General features: G+C 62.3%; 13 protein-coding genes. 4 read left to right on the top strand and 9 right to left on the bottom strand.

Going from position 1 to position 22,095, the window contains the following annotated elements; all coding sequences use genetic code 11:
• Positions 1 to 5: 5 nt before the first annotated feature.
• Entirely contained in the window at positions 6 to 1,253 is a 1,248-nt protein-coding gene (locus tag ACNHGR_RS21795; RefSeq protein WP_475288885.1) for an aminotransferase class V-fold PLP-dependent enzyme, read from the bottom strand.
• Between the two features lie 38 nt (positions 1,254 to 1,291).
• The gene (locus ACNHGR_RS21790) at positions 1,292 to 3,667 is read right to left on the bottom strand and encodes a TonB-dependent receptor plug domain-containing protein (protein WP_475288883.1); all 2,376 of its coding nucleotides are present in this window, start codon (positions 3,665 to 3,667) and stop codon (positions 1,292 to 1,294) included.
• A 325-nt stretch (positions 3,668 to 3,992) separates the two neighbouring features.
• Here ACNHGR_RS21790 and ACNHGR_RS21785 point away from each other — a divergent pair, with 325 nt between their 5' ends.
• Positions 3,993 to 5,567: a Re/Si-specific NAD(P)(+) transhydrogenase subunit alpha gene (locus ACNHGR_RS21785; protein ID WP_475288881.1), complete on the top strand. Its 1,575-nt coding sequence runs from the start codon at positions 3,993 to 3,995 to the stop codon at positions 5,565 to 5,567.
• 13 nt (positions 5,568 to 5,580) lie between these two features.
• Entirely contained in the window at positions 5,581 to 7,032 is a 1,452-nt protein-coding gene (locus tag ACNHGR_RS21780) for an NAD(P)(+) transhydrogenase (Re/Si-specific) subunit beta (RefSeq protein WP_184272919.1), read from the top strand.
• Positions 7,033 to 7,109: 77 nt separating this feature from the next.
• On the opposite strand, the gene ACNHGR_RS21775 is transcribed toward ACNHGR_RS21780, so the two are convergent.
• Together ACNHGR_RS21775 and ACNHGR_RS21770 are read right to left on the bottom strand one after the other, a co-directional pair.
• The gene (locus ACNHGR_RS21775; RefSeq protein WP_475288879.1) at positions 7,110 to 7,928 is read right to left on the bottom strand and encodes a class I mannose-6-phosphate isomerase; all 819 of its coding nucleotides are present in this window, start codon (positions 7,926 to 7,928) and stop codon (positions 7,110 to 7,112) included.
• On the bottom strand, positions 7,925 to 8,848 hold the full coding sequence (locus ACNHGR_RS21770; protein WP_475288877.1) for an ROK family protein: 924 nt from the start codon (positions 8,846 to 8,848) through the stop codon (positions 7,925 to 7,927). The genes ACNHGR_RS21775 and ACNHGR_RS21770 overlap by 4 nt, the downstream gene beginning before the upstream one ends.
• A gap of 207 nt (positions 8,849 to 9,055) precedes the next feature.
• Between ACNHGR_RS21770 and ACNHGR_RS21765 the strand changes: the two genes are divergently transcribed.
• Together ACNHGR_RS21765 and ACNHGR_RS21760 are read left to right on the top strand one after the other, a co-directional pair.
• On the top strand, positions 9,056 to 10,417 hold the full coding sequence (locus tag ACNHGR_RS21765) for a sugar porter family MFS transporter (protein WP_475288875.1): 1,362 nt from the start codon (positions 9,056 to 9,058) through the stop codon (positions 10,415 to 10,417).
• Between the two features lie 48 nt (positions 10,418 to 10,465).
• Positions 10,466 to 11,680 carry an ROK family transcriptional regulator gene (locus ACNHGR_RS21760; RefSeq protein WP_184272908.1) on the top strand — a complete coding sequence of 405 codons (1,215 nt, stop codon included), beginning with the start codon at positions 10,466 to 10,468 and terminating at the stop codon, positions 11,678 to 11,680.
• 4 nt (positions 11,681 to 11,684) lie between these two features.
• On the opposite strand, the gene ACNHGR_RS21755 is transcribed toward ACNHGR_RS21760, so the two are convergent.
• The 5 genes from ACNHGR_RS21755 to ACNHGR_RS21735 all read right to left on the bottom strand — a co-directional run bounded on the left by ACNHGR_RS21755 (position 11,685) and on the right by ACNHGR_RS21735 (position 21,954).
• Complete coding sequence (locus ACNHGR_RS21755) at positions 11,685 to 14,012, bottom strand: GH92 family glycosyl hydrolase (RefSeq protein ID WP_475288873.1); 2,328 nt, start codon at positions 14,010 to 14,012, stop codon at positions 11,685 to 11,687.
• A gap of 19 nt (positions 14,013 to 14,031) precedes the next feature.
• A complete protein-coding gene (locus ACNHGR_RS21750) occupies positions 14,032 to 15,477 on the bottom strand; it encodes a glycoside hydrolase family 125 protein (protein ID WP_475288872.1) in 1,446 nt (481 codons plus the stop codon).
• Between the two features lie 24 nt (positions 15,478 to 15,501).
• Complete coding sequence (locus ACNHGR_RS21745; RefSeq protein ID WP_475289491.1) at positions 15,502 to 17,829, bottom strand: GH92 family glycosyl hydrolase; 2,328 nt, start codon at positions 17,827 to 17,829, stop codon at positions 15,502 to 15,504.
• Positions 17,830 to 17,841: 12 nt separating this feature from the next.
• Positions 17,842 to 18,909, bottom strand: a complete 1,068-nt coding sequence (locus ACNHGR_RS21740; RefSeq protein ID WP_475288870.1) for a glycoside hydrolase family 43 protein — start codon at positions 18,907 to 18,909, stop codon at positions 17,842 to 17,844.
• Positions 18,910 to 18,972: 63 nt separating this feature from the next.
• Entirely contained in the window at positions 18,973 to 21,954 is a 2,982-nt protein-coding gene (locus ACNHGR_RS21735; protein ID WP_475288868.1) for a TonB-dependent receptor, read from the bottom strand.
• Positions 21,955 to 22,095: the final 141 nt, after the last annotated feature.

The raw sequence follows: 22,095 nt of genomic DNA, 5'->3' as shown, positions 1-22,095 counted from the left end.
CCGGATCAGGCCTTGGCCACAAGTGTCCGCATCGCCTTTTCGAGCGCGCCGACATCCGCGGCGCTGTTGAACAAGGCAGGCGTGATCCGCACGCAGGCGCCCTTGGCAGGACCGTCGCGATGAACGGCGAAGATGCGATGCTCATCGAGCAGGCGTCTGGAGATCGCGGCATTGTCCTCCACGCTGGTCCGGCCCGAGAGGCGGAAGGAAGTGATGCCGCCATGCAGACGGGGATCGGCCGGGGTCAGTATCTCGAGTCCTTTCAAGCCACGCAGCGGTTCCGCCCACAGGTCGCGCAAATGGCTCAGCCGCGCCGCACGCGGGCCATCGCCAATGGCATCCTGAAAATCGAGCGCAGCCGGCACGGTCAACTGGGCCGCGAAATCGACGGTGCCCGTATGCACCCGTGCATAGCTGTTGGCCGCGAAGGGCGCGCTGTTGGCGCTGTCCGGGTCGATCCGTTCGACATTGTCCTTGCGGATATAGATAACGCCGACGCCGAGCGGCGCACCCCACCATTTGTGGAGATTGAAGCCGATGAAATCCGCATCCAGATCCACCGGTCGAAAATCCAGCTGCCCCCAACTGTGCGCTGCATCGACAATGGCGTCGACCCCATGGGTACGGGCCATGGCTATGATTTCGCGTACCGGCAGGACGAGGCCCGTGCGATGGCTGAGATGGGTGAGCAGGATCAGCCGGATCTTCGGATTGGCTCTTATCGCGGCTTCATAAGCGTCGATCAGTCCCTGATAGGTGGCGGGTTCGGGCAGGCTGATCCGGATCACGTCCACGCCCCGGCTTTGCTTCAACGTGTCGAAGCAGGCCTGCATGCTGTCATAATCGAGATCGGCATATAATATGGCATCACCGGGCCGCAGCCGGTTATAGCCGCCGATCAGCGCCTTGAGCGCCTCGGTCGCGTTGCGGGTGAAAGCGATTTCCTGCGGTGCGACACCCATTTTCGCCGCCACCCGATCCCGAACCGCGATCAGATCCGGGACCAGACCGCGCCGGGCATAGTAGCTGGTTTCGCGATTGACCCGGCGCACCGCCGCTTCATAGCGGTCCAGCACCGGCCGGGCCATCATGCCCCAATTGCCATTTTCCAGCTGGATGACATCGGGTGTGACATCATAATGCGCGGCGACCTTTGCCCAATGGGCTTCGTCGTCGGGCCGGACGGTCATCGATGATGGCAGGGCGGCGTCGATCCGCCCCGCGATCGTTGCCGCCGCAGCGGTTGCGATCATCTGTCTGCGGCTGATATCCATGTCCGTCGCTTAGCCGATCAGAAGGTCAGGCCCAAGCGGACATAATATTGGCCGCCATCGGTATCATAGGGTGCGTTGCGCGAGTAGATGAGGCCACGCACCGCCTGGTTGGTCGCCTCGGCCGGATAGCTGTTGAAGATATTCTCCGCCCCGGCGCGGATGGCGATGTTCGGCGTCACTTGCATGCTGGCCGACAGGTCGAACAATATCATCGAACCGAAACGCTGGAACAGGTCGCCGGTCGCATTGCCGCTGACATCGGTCCAGGCGCCATAATAGCGTGCCCGTCCCTGAATACCGACCTTGCCCAGCGTGTATCCGAGCGAGGCGGTGCCATTATGCTTGGGCAGACGCTCTTCGAAAACGATGCGCTGGGTTTCGTTGGCGATCGCCGCCGATGCGCCGCTCGTCACCTTGGTCTGGTTATAATTATAGGCCAGGCTGATGTCGGCCGTGCCCGGCCCCACCGGCTTCGTATAGGCCAGTACCACATCGATGCCGCGTGTACGGGTGTCGAAATCATTGGTGAAGTAGGTGACGGATGTGAAGCGCTGCGGATTGGGCAGCGTTGCCGGCACAGCGAAGGTTCGCGATTGGCCGAAACGGTCGCGCAGCTTGATCTGGTACAGGTCGATGCTGCCGGTGAGGCCGAAATCCGACTGGAAGGTCAGGCCGGCCGTGATGGTACGCGACTTTTCCGGCGTCAGCGGCTTGGCCCCCAGCGCGATAGCGATCGGGTCGCTGGGCGACAGGCGGCCGGTGTTGAAAATCTGCATCGTCGTGGTGTCCAGGCCCTGACTGGTGTTCACCGCGTTGAGCTGCGCCGGGGTGGGCGCACGGAAACCGGTTGAGTAGGTGCCGCGCAAGGCCACGCCCTTTACCGGTTCCAGACGGGCCGACAGCTTGTAGTTGAACGTGTCGCCAAAGGCCGAGAAATCCTCGTAACGACCAGCGGCGCCCAAGGTCAGCGCCTCCACCGGGCGGACTTCGACGTCGACGTAGCCGGCATAGCTGGTCTGCGACCATTCACCTGCATTGAGCGGGCTGAAACCGGGGAAGCCATTGCTGTTGGGGGCAAGGCCCGTGGCCGCGCCTGCGCCAATCGCATAGGAGGCCGGGTCGCCCGGACGGATGCCGTAGGTTTCCTTGCGGCGCTCGGCCCCGAAGGCGATATTGGCGGGCTCGACCAGTCCAAGCGGCAAGCGATAGACGAAATCGGCGTTGATGTTGAATTCGCTCTGGCGCAGGCGACCGAGGTAGAAGCTGGTCGGGCTGTCCGGCCCCATCGACGCGTTGAGCGATTCCTTCATGTTGTAATTGATGCGGCTGCGCCCGGACGATGCGCTGACATCATAGGTCAGGCGATCGCCAAGCGCCCCGCGCAAGCCGGCATCCGTCTGATAATCATCATATTTCGTACCGAAACGCGGCGTGAATCCGGCCGGATAGATGCTCGCGAAGTTGAAGCCGGGGAAGGCGGCACTATTGCCATAGACATTCGCGGTGCTGGCCGGGTTGCGCCAGTTGAAATCGGTCACCCCTTCGCCATTGCCGACCGTGCCGAAAGCGTAAAGGGTCGCGGCGTCGGAGAAATCATAATGCGCATTCAGACCCGCCCGCACCGAGCGGAGGTCCGGCTGACCCCAACGCTGGACCGGATCGGGCACGTCAAGGTTCGGATTGGCGGCCTGGAAGGCCGCGGCATCGGGTCGCTGGCGCGTGCGCGACGTGGCGTCGGACTTGGAAAATTCACCGGTAAAGACGATGCTGCCCCTGTCGCCGAGCGCCAGTCCGCCTTGCGCACCAGTCTGATAGCTGGTGCCATCGCCCTTATAATATTGCGAATATTGGCCATAGGCTTCCATACCCGGCTGGTCATCCAGGATGATGTTGACCACGCCGGCAATGGCATCCGACCCATATTGTGCGGACGCGCCGTCGCGCAGCACTTCGATCCGCTTGATCGCGAGATTGGGGATGGTGGCGAGGTCTGCCGACTGCGCGCCGCGCGTACCGAGCAGAGCCGAACGATGGTAACGCTTCCCGTTCACCAGAACGAGCGTCTGGTCGGCGGACAGGCCACGCAGGGTTGCCGGGCGGACAAAGGCCTGACCATCGGCTGCCGGCAGGCGCTGCACGTTGAACGATGGGAGAAGTTGAGCCAGCGTATCGGAAAGATCATTGGAAATACTGTTGTCGATAGATTTGGACGACAGGACATCGATCGGTGCCAGTGCATCAAACTTCGTGCGCTTTGCGTCACGCGTTCCGGTCACGATGATTGCATCGCCTGTGTCGATGCCATTTCCAGCCGGAGCATTGTCCTGTGCCAAGGCAAAAGAGCACGCAGAAAATTGCAGCGCGACAAGCGCGCTGGCGGCCATAAACTTCATGATGATCCCCACAGGTGCGACAGAATATTATCTGTCGGCGCCCCTAGGATGCGCAGATGACGGTTATGTGTATCGGCGACGAAAAATGCGACGCCCTTGCCGAGCTATCGGGGACTATAGAATTTATCAGGGCAACAGATCATCGTCGCATGATATCGACGCCAAGCGTTGAGGGGACGTCGGCCTAAAAGGCTATGGACCTGATATGCAGCATGCAGGCACCATTGCTTTTCCGATAGACCGGCAAGGCCGGAACGGCCAAAGAGGTGGTGCTTGCTGAACACCATATGCCGCGTAGCCAAAAATAAGGGGGGAGGAGGGCAGAGTGAAGATCGGTGCACCCAGGGAAACGGTCAGGGATGAAGCGCGTGTTGCGCTGACACCCGACAGTGCCGCCCAATTGCAAAAGCTGGGCCATGAATGTCTGGTCGAGAGCGGCGCTGGCGCAGCCGCCGGATTTGCAGACGAAACCTACCGCGCCGCAGGCGTGACGGTCCTGTCTAGCGCCGATGCATTATGGGCGGAGTCGGACGTGGTCGTGAAGGTTCGCCCGCCCGAGGCTGGCGAGGCCGCCCGCCTCCAGCCCGGCAAGACGCTCATTTCCTTCTTCTATCCCGGCCAGCGCAGCGAAGAACTGGCGGCGATCAGCGCCACCGGCGCCAATGTGCTGGCAATGGACATGGTGCCCCGCATTTCGCGCGCGCAGAAGATGGACGCGCTGTCATCCATGGCGAATATCGCCGGCTATCGGGCGGTGATAGAGGCAGGTGCCAATTTCGGCCGCTTCTTCACTGGACAGGTGACGGCGGCGGGCAAGGTGCCGCCGGCCAGGGTGCTGGTGATTGGCGCGGGCGTTGCCGGTCTGGCGGCAATCGGCGCAGCGACATCGCTGGGCGCCATCACCCTCGCCTTCGACGTGCGGCCGGAAGTGGCTGAGCAGATCGAATCGATGGGGGCGCAGTTCGTCTATCTGGACTTTGCCGAGGAACAGCAGGATGGGGCGACGACCGGTGGCTATGCCGCCCCGTCCAGTCCGGAGTTCAGGGAGGCGCAGCTCAAGAAATTCCGTGAACTGGCGCCCAATGTCGATATCGTCATTTCCACCGCGCTGATCCCCGGTCGGGATGCGCCCGTGCTGTGGACGGCGGACATGGTCGAGGCGATGCGCCCCGGATCGGTCATCGTCGATCTGGCGGCCGAGCGCGGCGGCAATTGCGAACTGACGGTCGCCGACCAGAAGATCGTGTCACCCAATGGCGTGACGATCATTGGCTATACCGATTTCCCCAGCCGTATGGCGACCCAGTCCAGTTCGCTCTATGCCAGCAATATCCGTCACATGCTGGCCGACCTGACGCCGGGCAAGGATGGCGTGATCGTTCATGATATGGAGGATGACGTGATCCGGGGCGCGACCGTCGCCTTTGAAGGGGCTGTTGCGTTCCCACCACCGCCGCCCAAGATCAAGGCGATCGCGGCCCAGAAGCCCAAGCCCAAGGCAGAGGAACTGACGCCCGAGCAGAAGAGGGCGAAGGATGTCGCGGCGTTCAAGGCGCAGACCCGGTCGCAGGTAACGACGCTGATCGCCGCGGCGGTGCTGCTGATCGCGGTCGGCGCAGTGGCACCGGCCAGCTTCATGGCGCATTTCACAGTGTTCGTGCTGGCCTGTTTCGTGGGGTTCCAGGTGATCTGGAATGTCAGCCATGCATTGCATACGCCGCTGATGGCGGTGACCAATGCGATTTCGGGCATCATCGTCGTGGGGGCGATGCTTCAGGTGGGGTCGTCCAGCAGCATCGTGCTGGCGCTGGCGACGATTTCCATCCTGATCGCATCGATCAACATCGTTGGCGGCTTTCTGGTCACGCGCCGGATGCTGGCCATGTTCCAGCGGTCCTAAAGGGGGGCGATCCATGTTTGATACTGGTGTGGTATCCGCCGCCTATATTTCGGCCGCGGTTCTTTTCATATTGTCGCTGGGTGGCCTGTCCAATCAGGAAAGCGCCAAGCGCGCCGTATGGTATGGCATAGCCGGCATGGCGCTGGCCGTCGTGGCGACGCTGTTCGGTCCGGGTGCGGCCAATCTGCCGATCGTGGCGGGCAGTTTCGCCGTGGCCGCCGTGATCGGCTGGATCGTGGCGGTTCGGGTCCAGATGACGGAAATGCCGCAGCTCGTCGCTGCGCTGCACAGCTTCGTTGGCCTCGCGGCCGTCTTCATCGGCTTCAACGCGCATTTCGAACTGGAAACGGTGCAAGCGCTCGATCCTGTGGCGCGGGAGGGGCTGACCGGTTTTGCCGCGATATTGGCGCACAAGACGCCGGTCGAAATCAACATCCTCAAGGTCGAGGAGTTTCTGGGCATCTTCATTGGCGCGGTAACGTTCACCGGGTCGATCGTCGCCTTCGGCAAGCTGGCCGGGAAGCTCGACGGCAAGGCTAAGAAGCTGCCAGGCGGCCACCTGCTCAATGCGAGTGCAGCGATCGCATCGCTGGTGCTGCTGGTGATGTATGTCGGCAATATCGGGGTCGAGGGCCGCGAACTGACAGTGCTTATCGCCATGACAATGCTGGCGCTGTTTATCGGCTTCCATCTGGTGATGGGCATTGGCGGTGCGGACATGCCGGTCGTCGTGTCGATGCTGAACAGCTATTCGGGCTGGGCGGCCGCCGCGATCGGCTTCACGCTGGGCAATGACCTGCTGATCGTGACCGGCGCGCTGGTCGGTTCTTCCGGTGCGATCCTCAGCTACATCATGTGCAAGGCGATGAACCGCAGCTTCGTGTCGGTGATCCTGGGCGGCTTTGGCGGCACCAGCGGCCCGGCGGCGGAGATTGAGGGCGAACAGGTGGCGATCGACGCCGATGGCGTGGCGGCTGCGCTCAATGATGCGGACAGTATCATCATCGTGCCGGGCTATGGCATGGCGGTGGCGCAGGCGCAGCAGAGCGTGAGCGAACTGACCCGCAAGCTGCGCGCGGCGGGCAAGACTGTCCGCTTCGCCATCCATCCGGTTGCGGGGCGCCTGCCCGGTCATATGAACGTGCTGCTGGCCGAGGCCAAGGTGCCCTATGACATCGTGCTGGAAATGGACGAGATCAACGAGGATTTCCCGTCGACCGACGTGGTGATCGTGATCGGCTCCAACGACATCGTCAATCCGGCGGCGCAGGACGATCCCAATTCGCCGATCGCCGGCATGCCGGTGCTGGAAGTGTGGAAGGCCAAGCAGGTGTTCGTGTCGAAGCGCGGTCAGGGCACCGGCTATTCGGGCATCGAAAATCCGCTTTTCTACAAGGAGAATACGCGGATGTTCTATGGCGACGCCAAGGTCGCGGTGGACAGTCTGCTCGGCAAGATCGGCTGAGGTTCAAAAGGCCAGCGGGCATGGTCTGCCTGCTGGCCCGACGATAATCGTGATAGGCAGGGAAGGCGCGACGGCGCCTAGCTGCGCGAGGCTGGTCGGGCGAGGAAACCGTGGAGCGGGTGGGTGATGGAGAGGGGAGCATCGCCCTCGATCAACCAGCATTCCCCCGCCTCCCATCGCTGGCCATCAAGCGTGCCCTGCCCCCGCAATGGTATGAACCAGCATGGACCATTGCCGAGGGATAGGGTTTCGCCTTCCCCGCCAATCAGGCTTTCGAGCGAAAAAGGGGCGCCGGGCTCGTCGATCAGGGTTGCGCCGACGTCGAACGCCACATGGCCGTCCGGCCGCCCATAGGGTTCGGGCCGGCTGACCGCCAGCCCGTCGTCCAGATGCAGTTCGCGCGGACGTCCATAGTCGTAGAGACGATAGGTCACATCGTTATTCTGCTGCACTTCGATCAGGGTGATGCCGCCGCCGATCGCATGGATCGTGCCGGCCGGAATATAGTAGAAGTCACCCGCGCGCACCGGCTTCCAATCCAGCAGATGCTCGATCGAACCGTCAAGCGCCGCCGTCCGCAGCGTGTCAGTATCCACCGCCTGTTGCAGGCCGATACCCAGCCGCGCATCGCCCTGCGTATCGACGACATACCAGCATTCGGATTTGCCGCCGGCCAAGCCGGTCGCCAGCGCCTGCGCATCGTCGGGATGGACCTGGACCGACAGCCGCTCGCTGGTGAAGAGATATTTGACGAGCAAGGGCTGCGGCAGGCTTTCCGGCCCGGTAAACCAGACTTCACCGATCCGCCGGTCGGCCGCTGCACCATAATGGGCAGGGATTCCCACACGCCCCCAAGGCTTTTCCACCATATGCGGGGTCAGACGATGGCAGGTCAAACAAGCGCTCCCTTCAAGGCGGTGGCAGCCAGCGCGATCGCGCCCAAGGGACCGGCCTGCCCACCCAATTCCGGTTTGACGATATAATGATCGGGATCGGGGAGCGCCATATAGCCATTGAGACTTTGCAGCAGGGCCGCATTGATACGGGGCAACAAATGCGGCTGGCCTGCGAGCACGCCGCCGCCCATGGCAATCCGCATCGGCCCGGTGCTGCACACGAGCGCATGGGCCATGCCCGCCAGCGCATCCACGATCGGCGTCCAGACCGGATCGTCCGGTCCGATGCCGGAAAGCGCGCGACCATTCAGCCGGACTGAAAGGGCCGGGCCGGAAGCCAATCCCTCAATACAATCGGGATGGTAGGGGCAGCAACTGATGAAATCGTCGTCGGCCAGACGAGGGACGCGGATATGCCCGACCTCGCTATGGCCGATGCCCCGCGTCGGGGCGCCATGGACGATGAGGCCGACACCGACGCCGGTGCCGACCGTAACATAGGCAAAGTCGCGAAGGCCACGACCGCTGCCCCAGAGCATCTCAGCCATGGCGGCGCCATTGACGTCGGTGTCGAAGGCGGCGGGCACGTTAAAGGGGCCGGCCAGCACACCCAATATGTCGGCATCGGGCCAGCCGGGCTTGGGCGTGGCAAGAACATGGCCATAGCCCGGCGATGTTGGGTTGATGTCAACCGGCCCGAAGGAAGCGAGGCCGAGGGCCGAGAAACCATCCTGTTCGTCCCATTCCCGCAGGATGGAAAGGATAGAAGGCAATGTTTCCTCGGGCTGCGTGGTCGGCACGATGCGTTGGTCCAGAATGTCCTTCGGCCCCGTTGCCAGGGTGCAGACACATTTGGTGCCGCCCAGTTCGACGCCGGCGAGTGGGCGGGCCAGAGGCGGATGACCAATCAGATTATGCATGGACAGCGATCATGATGTGAACAACGAGTTGGACAGTTGAATCCGTTTGGCGCGCGACCGTGGCGCCCTTGCCTCTTCCCACATCCATTCTCCTTCTTGCCCTGCCACGGGAGAGTATAAAGCCGATTATGCTGGCCTTTCGCAATTAATACATTAAATTGCATTATTCAATAAAACATTCGATGAATGGCTGGAGGATGAGGATATATGGTGCGCCATCGCGATGGATCGGCCCATAAAGGCGCGGTGATCGCGGCCGCTTTGGGCGGCCTGCTGTTCGGCTTCGACACGGCGGTGATTGCCGGTGTCACCCACGCGCTGACCGACAGTTTCGCCCTGTCGCCTTCCGGCCTCGGCGCGGCCGTCTCCGCCGCCCTGATCGGTACGCTGATCGGCGCGCTGGGCGCAGGAGCGCCGGGCGACCGCTATGGCAGCCGCGCGGTGCTGCTCTGGATCGGCATCGCCTATATCATTTCCGCCATCGGTTGCGCGCTGAGCAGCCAATTATCGCTTTTCTTCGCCTTCCGCCTGCTGGGCGGACTGGCGATCGGCGGATCATCCGTGCTGGCACCGGTCTATATCGCGGAGATCAGCCCGCCCGAACGACGCGGCCGCCTTGTCGCCTCCTTCCAGCTCAGCATCGTGATCGGCATATTGGCCGCCTATCTGAGCAATGCGCTGATTAGCCTGGCGATGGAGGGACCGGATGCCTGGCGGATCAAGCTGGGCGTGGCGGCGATACCGGCGGGCCTGTTCCTGATCCTGTTGTTGCGCATTCCGGACAGTCCACGCTGGCTGTTGCAGCAGGGCCGGATCGACGAAGCGCGCCGCGCCCTTGACCGGCTGGCCATGGTGGATGGGGACCGCCTGCTGGCCAACATACCGGCCACGACCATCGCCGCCCATCGGCTGTCGTGGCGCGCGCATCGCAAGCCGATCCTGCTGGCGATCGCCATTGCCGCCTTCAACCAACTGTCGGGGATCAACGCCATCCTCTATTATCTGGGCGACATATTCGCGATGGCCGGGTTCGACAGCCTGTCCGCCGATCTGCAATCGGTGGCGATCGGCATCGCCAATCTGGTCGCGACGTTGATCGGCATGACGATGATCGACCGCGCGGGACGCCGGCCATTGCTGCTGATCGGTGCGGCGGGCACCGCCATGGCGCTGGCAGGCGTGGCCACCATCTATGCGCTGGATCGGGGGCAAGCCCTGCTGTTGCCGATGCTGATCGGCTTCATCTTCTTCTTTGCCCTGTCGCAGGGTGCGGTCATCTGGGTCTATCTGTCCGAAATCTTCCCCACGGCCGTGCGCGCCCGTGGGCAGGCGCTGGGCAGCGCGGTCCATTGGGGATTGAACGCCCTGATCGCCTTCGGCTTTCCTATCGTGGCGCAGGAATCGCGGGCCATGCCCTTCTGCGTCTTTGCAGTCGCCATGCTGATGCAGGGGCTAGTGGTCTGGCGATATTTCCCGGAAACACGCGGTTCGAGCTTAGAAGACGGGATCAGGCCATTGACCGGCGATGTCCGGCATGGGAAGCCGGCTTATGACGATCCCGCGCATTGACCCGGCCACCGCGCTGCCGCCCGAACGAGCCATGACAGGGGACGGTGCATGACCGAAGCGTCGCAGCGCCCGCGCCTGTCCGGCACCAATCTGGAACGCGCCGCCGATCATAATCAGCGGATCACGCTGCACGCCATTCGGGTGTGCGGCATGCTGACCCGGGTCGAACTGGCGCGCATCACCGGGCTGACCGCGCCGGCCATTGCCAATATCACCAAAAGGCTGTTGCAGGACGGGCTGATCGAGGAAGCCGGCCAGCGGCGGGGCGGACGGGGCCAGCCGCCGACCAAGCTGGTGATCCGCAGTGACGCCTGCTATTCGATCGGCATCAATATCGACCGCGACCACATCACCATCGTCCTGGTCGATTTCGCCGGGCAGACATTGGCGCGCGTCAGCGAAGATATCGACTATGCGCTGCCGCCCCATGTGCAGGCACTCTATCATGCGTCGGTCGATGGCATGCTGCAGGGCGCGGGCGTGGACCCGGCCAAGCTGGTGGGCATCGGCGTGGCCGTGCCCGACGATCTGGGATCGGTCGACCTGCCCGGCCGGCCAGCGGCCTATGGCGAATGGAACAGCGTCCAGATGAGCGAGCTGTTTTCGGAGCGGTTCGGGCCTCCCGTCTTTGTGGAAAATGACGCCGCCGCCGCCGCGATGGGGGAAATGCAGCTGGGCATGGGGCAGAAGATCAACAGCTTCTTCTACATCCTGCTGTCTTCGGGGCTGGGTGGCGGGCTGGTGATCGACGGCAATTATGTACGCGGCGCCAACGGACGCAGTGGCGAGATCGGCTTCATGCAAGCGCACCGGATCGAAGGCGGTGCCGACGCGCAATTGCAGAATATCGTCTCGCTTTCCGCCCTGTCCAGGGCGCTGGCCGAGGAAGGCCATAGCCTGACGGATGCCTTTGGCGGGACGATGCCGGCAGCAGCCGCCTGCGCCGACCGGTGGATCGATCTGGCCGCGCGCCAGCTGGTCGAGCCTCTGGCGGCCGTGAATTGCCTGGTCAATCCGGCGGCGGTTCTGGTCGGCGGGCGCCTGCCGGCGGCGCTGGTCGAACTGCTTGCGGAACGGGTTAACGGGCATTTGCAGGCGATGGCGGGCAGGCTGCCCTCGCTCGCGCCGGTGGCACGCGCGACATTGTCCGAAGATGCGCCAGCCGTGGGCGCCGCCATCCTGCCGTTCAGCCATTTCCTGCTGCCCAAGCCCGGTGCCCTGTGGAAAGTGCCGCACAGCATGGGGGCGGATAGCGACGCCTGACGTCTCAGCCCTGTTGCCGGTCGAAGGATGGCGGGCGGTGTCGGGGCTCCGTGCCGAAGCGGGAGGGCTTTGGTCCCATTTCGAACAGCAGTTCACCGCCCTGCATCAGATCGGCGTGGCTGATCCAGTTGCGCGCATGCGGGCGCCCGTTCCAGCGCACCGACTGGACATAGGGGCTTGCCGGACCGTTGCCTCTGGCAACCACGGTCAGCCGGCGGCCATTGCCAAGGTCGACATGGGCTTCATCGAACAAAGGTGAACCCAGAACATAAAGGGCGCTTACTGGATCGACGGGATAGAAACCGAGCGCGCTCAGCACGAACCAGGCGCTCATCTGGCCGCAATCGTCATTGCCGATGACGCCGTCGGGCGCGGCCTTGTACATGTCAGTCAGCAGCCGACGGACCATCGCCTGCGTCTTATGCGGCGCACCGCAATAGGCGTAGAGATAGGCGGCATGCTGGTCGGGTTCATTACCATGGGCATATTGGCCGACGAGGCCGCTGATATCGGGCGGCGCATTGTCCGGCAGGGTCGATGGCGCGTTGAAGAAGGAATCCAGCTTCTTCTCGAACGCCGCATCGCCGCCGAAATGATCGATCAGGCCGTAAATGTCATGCTGGGTCAGGAAGGTCGCCTGCCAGCCATTCGCCTCCGTATAATCGCGGTGGCGCTTGGGATCGTGGCCGATGTGGATCGGGTCATAATCCTGCCACCAGCTGCCATCGGAGAAGCGCGGTCGAGCGAAGCCGATCATCGGATCGATGACGTTGCGGTAGTTGCGGCTGCGGGCCTTCAGAGCCACGGCATCCTCGCTCGCCCCCGCCGCCTGCGCCAGTCGCGCCATCGCCCAGTCGTCATAGGCATATTCCTGCGTGCGGCTGACCGACTCCCATATCTTGTCGGCGGGGATGTAGCCGAGGTCGTAATAGAAACCCCGCCCCAGCGTACTATCGATATCGGGCATGGTGCGATCGAAGGCGCGACGGCGGATATTGGGCCAGGCGGCGGCATAGTCGGCCTTGATCCCCTTGGCCTGCGCTTCGGCCAGCACCGACACGGCATGCCAGCCGATCATGCAGCCGGTTTCCTTGCCCTGTAGCGGCCAGACCGGCGGGCCATATGGGCTTTCCTGCGTCTGGCGGATGAGGTCGCGGGTCATGAGCGCCGCGCGCTCGGGCTGGATGATGGTCAGCAGCGGATGGAGTGCGCGATAGGTATCCCATAGCGAATAAGCGGTGAAGGCGCGCTCGCCCTGCGGCAGGGTGCGGACCTTGCCGTCCAGGCCCATGGTGCGGCCGTCGCGATCGGTGAAAAGCTGCGGCGCGAGCAGGCTATGATATAGGGCGCTGGCCATGATCGTGCGCTGGTCCGGCGTGCCGCCCTTGACCGTGACGCTGGACAGTTCCTTCGCCCATGCCTTGCCAGCGGCGGCGCGGGCGGCGTCGAAATTCCAGCCGGGCGCTTCTTCCGATAGTGCGGCCTTTGCGCCTGCGACATCGACGGCAGAGATGCCGGTGCGGATCTGGATGGGATCGCCGCCGGCCTCATCGAAGAAGAAGGCGACCTTGAGGCGTTGGCCCTTCGCCGATTTCGCCCCTTTGGGCAAAGGGATGTCGCCGTCGCCGAAAAATTCGATGCGATCGGGCCTGCGGGACAGTTGGAGGGCGAAATGGATGTGGCGCCCTTCCGCCCAGCGAAAGACCTGCCGACTGCCGGTCAGGGTGCCGTCCTCGGCAAGGGTCAGCGACGCGTTTTCGATGCGGATCGGCTCATCGGGCTTTTCCTGCTTGCAATGGGCGAAATCGATCAGGATATGCCCTGCCCCCGACGGGAAATGATAGCGGTGGAGGCCCGTGCGCTCCGTCACCGTCAGTTCCGCCAGTACGCCGGATTCCAGCCTCACGCGATAATAGCCGGGTTCTGCCATCTCATCGCTGAACCGCTGGCGATAGCCTTCGTCGGGTTTGCCGACCTGACCGGGCGTCAGGTGCAGCGGGCCGCGCGTGGGAACGACCAGCACGTCCAGCATGTCGCCGATGCCGGTGCCCGACAGATGGGTGTGGGAAAAGCCCATGATCGACCCGTCATCGACATGATAGCCCGAACAGGCATCCCAACCGGCATTGTTGGTGTCCGGTCCAAGCTGCACCATGCCGAAAGGCATGGAGGGACCGGGGAAGGTGTGACCATGACCGCCGGTACCGATGAACAGGTCGGGCGCGACCGCTATCGGGCCTGCGCCCTGCGCAATGACGCTCTTCGGCAAGGCTGCGCCGAGCGCAGCGATCCCTGCGCCGGCCAGCAACTGGCGGCGATTGGCTGTCATCATTCTTCCTCTCCCTGTCGTCTTATGCGAAGCGTTCGGCCAGCAGCGCAGGCTTGCGCTTTTCCAAATCCAGGATCAGTTCGGCGAACAGGCCATTGGCCCAGGCGAACCAGCTGCGGGTGAACTTGGCCGGATCATCCTTGTGGAAGCTTTCATGCATGAAGCCGGTGCCGCCATGGGTGTGCCTTAGCCAGGTCAGGCATTGGCGGATGGTCGCGTCATCCGCACTGTTGAGGGCGCGGGTGATGATCGACATCGGCCAGATCATGTCCATGCCGATATGCGGGCCGCCTATGCCCTGCGCTGCCGAGCCGGTAAAGAAATAGGGGTTGCGGTCGCTCCATGCGAGGGCAGCGGTGCGCTGCCACAGCAGGTCGGTACGGTCGGCCGCGCCCAGCAGCGGCAGGCCCGACAGGCTCGGCACATTGGCATCGTCCATGAAGATGGCATTGCCATAGCCGTCAACCTCGAAGGCCCAGACCTTGCCCCCCTGCCCATCGTCCATCTGGCCATGGGTCTTGAGCGCTGCATCGACCTCCGCAGCGAGTGCAGCACAATCCTGAGCAGCAGCCGCGTCGCCGCGTGCTTCGTTAAAGACCTGCGCCAGCATCCTGAGCGCCGACACCGCGAACAGGTTGGACGGGATCAGGAAGGGATAGAGGCAGGCGTCATCCGACGGTCGGAAGCCGGAGTGGATGAGGCCGACCTTGCGCGTCGGCGCGCCATAGCCGTCGAACATCAGGGTTTCGGTAGGCGATTTGTCGACCCGCTGGAAATGATAGGGGCCGGGGCCATCCTTGCGCTGCTGTTCGCGCAGGGTGGCGACCGCGACTGCCATCCCCTTCGCCCAGAGCGCGTCGAACGGCGCCTTGTCCTTCGTCACGCTCCAATAGGCGTGCGACAGGCGCATGGGGTAGCAGAGACTGTCTATCTCCCACTTTCGTTCGGCGACGCCCGGCTTCATGTCCGTCTGGTCCGAAATCGCCGGCAGGCTGGAGCGCGCCGCCGGATCTTTCATGAAGGCATTGGCATAGGGATCGATCAGGATACAACGCGCCTGCCGCTGAATGAGGCCATGGAACAGGCGGCGCAAATCCGCATCCCTAGGCGTCAGATGGACATAGGTCTGTAGCTGCGCCGAACTGTCCCGCAGCCAGAGCGCATTGATGTCACCGGTGATGACGAAGGCATCGGGCTTGCCATCCACCATCCCCAGCTCTGCGGTGGTGTCGAGCGTATTGGGATAGCAATTTTCGAACAGCCAGCGCAGTTCCGGGTCCGCGATCTTCGCCTTCACGCGCGCGAGTTCGGCCTCCACCGCCTTGCTGGTAAAGCGGCGATCACCCTTTGGCGGGCGTTTGGTCGGAAATGCGCTGGCACTGGCGGCCCCGGGGGAGGGGGAAGGGATGGTGGCGGCCAGTGCCAGCGCTCCGGCGCCGGTGATGACGTCGCGGCGCCGGAAGCTCATGTTTCGATCCTCTCTTGTCTTTTCTTATTTCGGCTTGCTCATGGAGAAGGGTGCATCAGCCTTGGCCGCGCCCCATGTCTTGTTGGGTTGCGCGCCCATGACGAAGCGCAGCGTACCGCCCTTCTGCAACGCTTCCCGCGGGAGCCAAGGCTTCGTCCATGGCTGGCCGTTCAGCGTCACCGACTGGATATAGACATTGGTGGCGCTGTTGTTATCCGCCTCCACCGTCAGTGTCTTGCCGCTCGGCATGGTCAGCGTCACGCGACGGAAGAGCGGGCTGCCGATCGCATATTGGCCGACGGTGGGCGTCACCGGATAGAAGCCCAGAGCCGAGAAGACATACCAGGCGGATGTCTGACCGTTATCCTCGTCCCCCGGATAGCCATCGGGCGTCGGGGCATAGAGTTTGTGCATCACGTCGCGGGCATGAAATTGCGCCTTCCACGGCGCGCCGGCCCAGTCATAGAGGTAGATCATATGCTGGATCGGCTGGTTGCCATGGGCATATTGGCCCATGTCCACGATCTGCATCTCGCGGATTTCGTGGATCACCTGCCCATAATAGCTGTCGTCGAAAATTGGCGGTTTGGTGAAGATGCCGTCGAGCCGATCGACGAATTTCCGGTCGCCGCCCATCAGGTCGATCAGGCCCTGAACGTCCTGCATTACCGACCAGCTATAATGGAGCGCATTGCCCTCCGTGAAAGCGTCACCCCATTTATAGGGGTTGAAGTTGGCGCTCCACGACCCGTCCTTGTTGCGACCGCGCATCCAGCCGCTCTGCGCGTCGTAGAGCTTGCGGAAATTCTGGGCGCGGGTGGCGTAGAGTTTGGCGTCCGCCGTCTTCCCCAACTGCGCGGCAAGGCGCGACAGGGCAAAGTCGGCGGTCGCATATTCCAGCGTGCGGGCGGCATTTTCATTGATGCCGACATCATAGGGGACATAGCCAAGGTCGTTATAATATTCGACGCCTTCGCGGCCCACGGCGGTCAGCGTCTTTCCCTTGGCATCGGTCGGGCGCCCCTTTGACGTCGTGGCGTTTTTCACCATCGCTTCATAGAGGGTGTTCACGTCAAAGCCGCGCACGCCATTGGCATAGGCGTCGGCGATCAGGATCGCGCTGTTGGAGCCGATCATGACATTGCGATGACCAGGACTGGCCCATTCGGGCAGCCAGCCGGATTCCTTGTAGGTATTGGCCAGCCCCTGCATGATTTCGCCATCACGCTCCGGATACATGAGCGCGAAAAAGGGGAAGACCGCGCGCCAGGTGTCCCAGAAACCATTGTCGGTATAAAGCGGGCCGGGATGCACCTTCCCGTCATAGGGGCTGTAGTGCACCTGCTTCCCCTGCCCGTCTATCTCGTGAAAATTGCGGGGAAATTGCAGCATGCGATAAAGCGCGGAATAGAAGGTACGGCGATTGTCGATGTCGGGATCTTCGACCTTGATCCGCTGAAATTCGGTTTCCCACGCCTGCTTCGCCTTGGCACGGGTCGTCTCGAAGCTGTCGCCGCCGACCTCGCTTTCCAGATTGCGGAGCGCCTGTTCCGGGCTGATGAAAGAGGAGGCGACCTTGACGCCGATCTGCTCGCCCGCCTTCGTCCGGAAACTGATGACCGCGCCGACATGGTCGCCTTCGCGCTGCGCGATTGCAGCCAGCGCGCCCTTGTCGTCCCAGGTCTGCCCGACGGTGAAATCATGGTCGAACTGGGCGACGAAATAGTTACGGAAATTGTCCGGCACCCCGCCCTTGTTGTTGCGGACATAGCCGGTGATGCGCCGGTTGGCGGCGTCGATCGTCACCATCGATCCGCCGGCATAGGCATCCAGCAGGATATGCGCTTGGTCGCTCTGCGGGAAAGTGAAGCGGAACTGGGCTGCACGGTTGGTCGGCGTGACCTCTGCCGTCACATCATAATCGGCCAGATAGACCTTGTAGCCATAGGCGCGGCTTTCCTCCGCCTTGTGGCTGTACCAGGAGGAACGCTCTTCCTCCCTGACCTTCACCGTGCCGGTTTCCGCAAACAGCGCAAAGGCTGCATAATCCCCCATCCAGGGGCTCGGCTGGTGCGTCTGCTTGATGCCGTTTATCTTGTGTTCGTCATAGGTATAGCCCCAGCCATTGCCCATCTTGCCGGTAACGGGGGTCCAGAAATTCATCCCCCATGGCACGGCGACCGCCGGATAGGTGTTGCCATAGGAGAGTTCGTAGCTGGAATCCGTACCCATCAGCGGATTGGCCAGATCGACCAGCGCGGTGGAGGAGGATGGCACATCCTGCCCGCTCGCCATCGACGTCAGTGCCAGCAGCGAGGCGCCCAGGATCAACTTCATCGTACCACGCATCATCGTCACGCCCAATTACTCCCCTGCTGTCCTGGCGTGCGGCGGCCTTTGCGGTGCCACGCCGTCGTTCGTCATCACCACCGGGCGAATGCTGCCGTCCGCGTCGAACAACAGCCTGTCGATCGCGACCTGCCGATGTTCACCGACATCATCGCCCAGCGGCCGGCGATGATAGGCGATGAACCAGTCATCCGTCCCCGGAATGTTGAGCACGGAATGATGCCCCGCCCCCCGCGCGATCCTGAAATCCTGCGCCAATATCCGGCCGCGCGGAGTGAAGGGGCCAGTGGCGGTCGGACCGGTCGCATAGGCGACACTATAGTCCGGCCCGGTCCATCCGCCCTCGGACCACATGAAATAATAGACGCCTTTGCGCTTGATGAGGAAGCTACCCTCGACATAGCCGGGCGGCGTGATTTCCTTGTACAATGTGCCATCTTCGAACGGGACGACCGTGCGCAGGTCGGCACTGAGCCGCACGACATTGCAATGTTTCCAACCGCCATAGAAGAGATAGACCTGACCATCTTCGTCGCGATAGACGAAGGGGTCGATCGGTTGCGCGCCATTATGGAATCTGTCGATCAGCGGCTTGCCGATCGCGTCGCGAAACGGCCCGCCCGGATCATCGCTGACCGCAAGGCCAATGCCGCCTGTCTCATCGTCATTCTGAATATCGTTGGCGCTGAAAAACATATAATAGCGCCCGCCATGCTCGATCACGGAAGGCGCCCAGATCGCCTTATGGGCCCAGGGAATATTCGCGACGTCGAGCACATGGCGGTGCTTCGTCCAATGCACCAGATCGGGTGAGGAGAAGGCATTGAAGAACGTCTGGTAAAGATAGGAAGGGCGGATCGAACTGGCCTTGCGCGCCTGTTCCTGTTCCGGCGTGAAGTTGCTGGTCAGGTCCGGCACACCATCATGGTCTGAATAGGTGGGATATATCCAATATTGCCCGTCAAAAGCGCGAATTTCCGGATCGGCATAATAGCCCGGCAGAACCGGATTGCCGGCGATCGCCGCAGCCGGAAAGAGCATCGCTGCGATCAACAGACCGACTGATGTGCGACCAACTGTCATTGTGCTCCCTTCAAAAAGGGAGGTGAGTGCGTGCAGACACTCACCTCCTTCGACATGACCCGGTCAGAAATTATAGGTCACGCCGACATAGGCGCGCCGCCCGGCATAGACGTTCGAATAGAAACGATCTTTCGTGTCATTGCCAAGATGCTGCCGCTGTTCCGATTTGGTCAGGTTGATGACCGATGCCGTCAGGGACAGTTTGTCGTTGATATTATAGGAGGCGTTGAGGTCGACCTGTTCATAGGGGTCGTCATAGATATTGAGGCCGGATGCGATGCCGCGCACCACCTTGCCGCGACGATTATAGGAGGCGCGGACCAGGAACTTGTCGGTTTCCCAGAAGACCGACGCATTGAGCTGCGTCTTGGCGCTGCCGACCAGCGGCGAGGTGCCGACCGTCTGACCATCCAGCGCGATGTCCGCGACAGAGGTATCGTTGAAGGTGAAGTTGACCTGCGCGCCAAGGCCGAAGGGGAGGGTATGCTGTGCGTAAAGCTCGATGCCCTGCGACTTGGCCTTCGAGCCGTTGGCCTGGGTCGAATATTGCTGGACCACCACCGTCTCGCCCGCGACGGTCTGGGTCAGGTCCAGCACCAGCGGCACGATGAAGTCCGACACATCCTTGCGGAACAGGGTGGCACCCAGCACCGATCCCTGATGGAAATACCATTCGATGCCAAGGTCATATTGCCAGGCGGAGAAAGGCTTCAGGTCGAAATTGCCGCCATTGCCGAACCAGCCGGGCCGCGCACCGAACTGCTGACGGTCATAGACGAAGGCATCGCTGTTGAAGGTCAGCGAACGGGCGCCGGCGAGGTCATTATAACCCGGTCGCGCAATCACCTTCGACACGGCGCCGCGCAGTACGAGGTCGGGGCGGACTTCCCATGAAATGTTGAAGCTGGGCAGGAAATCCGTGTAGCTCTTCGATTCATCGACCGCGCTGAAGACGCGGCGTTCGCGATCATCGAGCGGGATGACGAGGCAATTGCCGTCCGCCCCCTGCGGCGGCGGCGAGAAGGGACCGCCCGGCCCATTCACGCAATAATCGTCCTGATAATAAAGCGTATCGGTCGACCGACCGGTCTGCTTGGTATTGACGACGCGCAGGCCGAGGTTGCCGCGCAACGTATCGGTCTTGAAATTGACCTGCGCATAGCCAGCCCAGATTTTTTCCCCGATGCGATAGAGATTCTGGTCCTCCTCCACCCGGACGGAGTCACCATAGGTGCTGTTCAGATAGTCCAGATAATTGCCGAAATTGATGCCGGGGAAAGAACTGGCGGTGAAGCCGCCCGGGATATTGCCCATCGACTTGTCGTAGAAGAATTCCGGACGCGCCACGGCGCCGCCCGGCGTATCCTGATAACGGATCTTGTTTTCGGCATCGGCATACCATTCGGCCCGGCCGATCTTGCGATTGACCTTTCCGTCCCGCCATTTGGCGCCGACCTGCACGGAGTCGATGAAGCCGTCGAAGGAACGGGTCAGGTCGACCTGGGCATAGGTCTGTTCGATCAGGCTGTTGGTGTAACTGCCGCCAGTTGACCCGACGTCGATCTGGGCAATGCCATTCATGATATTCTGCTGCAGTTCGGGGGAGAATTGCATGTCGACCGAGCCGTTCTTGAACGCCCAATCGCTGACCAGATTGCCGCTGACATTCTGGGTTGCGGTGGTCAGGCGCGGCTTGGCCGCAACGCTGAAGCGCAGCGAGGGGCCGCCGGTCGCCCGCGTCTTGCCGAAGACGAAGCCGGCCTTGAACCGGTCATGTTCATATTCGCCATTGATGTCGAAGGTGTTCGACGTGATCTTTTCGCGGCTATACTGGCCCGACAGTTGCGGCGTTTCCATGGTGCAGGGTGTGGCCTGCGCCAGACAGCCAGTGCCTGCGGCCGGCACCGCGAAATTCGCCCCCTGCAAGATGGTACCGCTCTCGTCGAACGTGCCGCCAGTGAAAAAATTGCGATAGCCCCATTCGGGGATCTTCAGCACGTTGGACGTAAAGTTGTTCTTGATCTGGAAGCGGAAATAATTGGCGGTGAGGGTCAGTTCGTCCGTGGGCTTCCATTGCGCAGTAGCCTGAATGCCCAGACGCTTGCGCTGCTGATCCTGGATCGACTGGCTGACCGCCTGCGGTGCCCAATAACCCGAATAGCGGGTGCCATCCTGCGTCGTGGTGCCGGTATTCTCCGACCAGTAGCTGATCGCGCTATCGTTCGCATAGGGATTGCCATTGACGTCCGTGGCCGGCTCATTGGCGCGGTCGTAGGTCCACCAGGCCCAGCTTTCGGTACCGGCCGACAATGTACGGTTACGCCGTTCCTGATAGGTGGCGCCGACCAGGATGCCGAACGTCTCATCGGCATTGCGCCAGCTAAGCTGTCCCGACACCTGCGGCTCGAACTTCTTCGATACGTCGGCATAGACGCCTTCGGCCGAGACGAAGCCGGTCCAGGGTTCCAGATCGAGCGGGCGGCGGGTCTTGAGGATGACGGTGCCGCCGACGCCGCCCTCGTCCAGCCGCGCTTCGGGCGACTTGAAGGTTTCGACACTGGAGATCATGTTCGCAGGCAGCAGGGTATAGTTGAACGAACGCGACGGATCGCCGCTATCGGCCGAGGCTATGAAATTGCCGTTGAGCAGGGTGAGGGTGAGATCGGAACTGAGGCCGCGGATGCTGACGCGCGAACCCTCACCGCCGTCCCGCTCGATGATGACGCCCGGCACGCGTTGCAACGAGTCGGCCGCATTCTTGTCGGGGAATTTGCCGATATCCTCTGCCGTGATGACGTCGACAAAGGCATTGGCCTCGCGCTTCTGGCGCAGGCTCTGTTCGATCGACTGGCGATAGCCGGTGACGACGATGGTATTGCCCTGATCGCTGCCATCCTGGGGCACGGCGGCAGGCTGCTGCTGAGGCACCGCATCCTGCGCCTGTGCGGCGGTGGCAACACCCATGACGCTGGCCGAAATCAGCAAAGCCCGCGCCAATCGGGCGCGGCCAGAACCAAGGCGGCTTTCCTCACATCCAATAGTCATTTCAGCACCCTCCCAAGGGTTTGCGGCGGTATCCGCCCTTTTCGATTTTTATGACGGACAGAGGCGACGACCCGGAATGGTCCCGACTATCAACCCTACCCATCGCCGATATCAGATTAAAAAAAGCAATTTGTCAATTAA

The sequence above is a fragment of the Sphingobium sp. RS1 genome, assembly GCF_056156825.1.
This window is presented reverse-complemented; position numbering and strand designations above follow the sequence as displayed.

Coding starts and splice junctions, on each gene's coding strand:
- ACNHGR_RS21790 (WP_475288883.1), bottom strand. CDS start 3,667: ATGAAGTTTATGGCCGCCAGCGCGCTTGTCGCGCTGCAATTTTCTGCG.
- ACNHGR_RS21745 (WP_475289491.1), bottom strand. CDS start 17,829: ATGATGCGTGGTACGATGAAGTTGATCCTGGGCGCCTCGCTGCTGGCA.
- ACNHGR_RS21770 (WP_475288877.1), bottom strand. CDS start 8,848: ATGCATAATCTGATTGGTCATCCGCCTCTGGCCCGCCCACTCGCCGGC.
- ACNHGR_RS21760 (WP_184272908.1), top strand. CDS start 10,466: ATGACCGAAGCGTCGCAGCGCCCGCGCCTGTCCGGCACCAATCTGGAA.
- ACNHGR_RS21755 (WP_475288873.1), bottom strand. CDS start 14,012: ATGATGACAGCCAATCGCCGCCAGTTGCTGGCCGGCGCAGGGATCGCT.
- ACNHGR_RS21735 (WP_475288868.1), bottom strand. CDS start 21,954: ATGACTATTGGATGTGAGGAAAGCCGCCTTGGTTCTGGCCGCGCCCGA.
- ACNHGR_RS21795 (WP_475288885.1), bottom strand. CDS start 1,253: ATGATCGCAACCGCTGCGGCGGCAACGATCGCGGGGCGGATCGACGCC.
- ACNHGR_RS21740 (WP_475288870.1), bottom strand. CDS start 18,909: ATGACAGTTGGTCGCACATCAGTCGGTCTGTTGATCGCAGCGATGCTC.
- ACNHGR_RS21765 (WP_475288875.1), top strand. CDS start 9,056: ATGGTGCGCCATCGCGATGGATCGGCCCATAAAGGCGCGGTGATCGCG.
- ACNHGR_RS21750 (WP_475288872.1), bottom strand. CDS start 15,477: ATGAGCTTCCGGCGCCGCGACGTCATCACCGGCGCCGGAGCGCTGGCA.
- ACNHGR_RS21780 (WP_184272919.1), top strand. CDS start 5,581: ATGTTTGATACTGGTGTGGTATCCGCCGCCTATATTTCGGCCGCGGTT.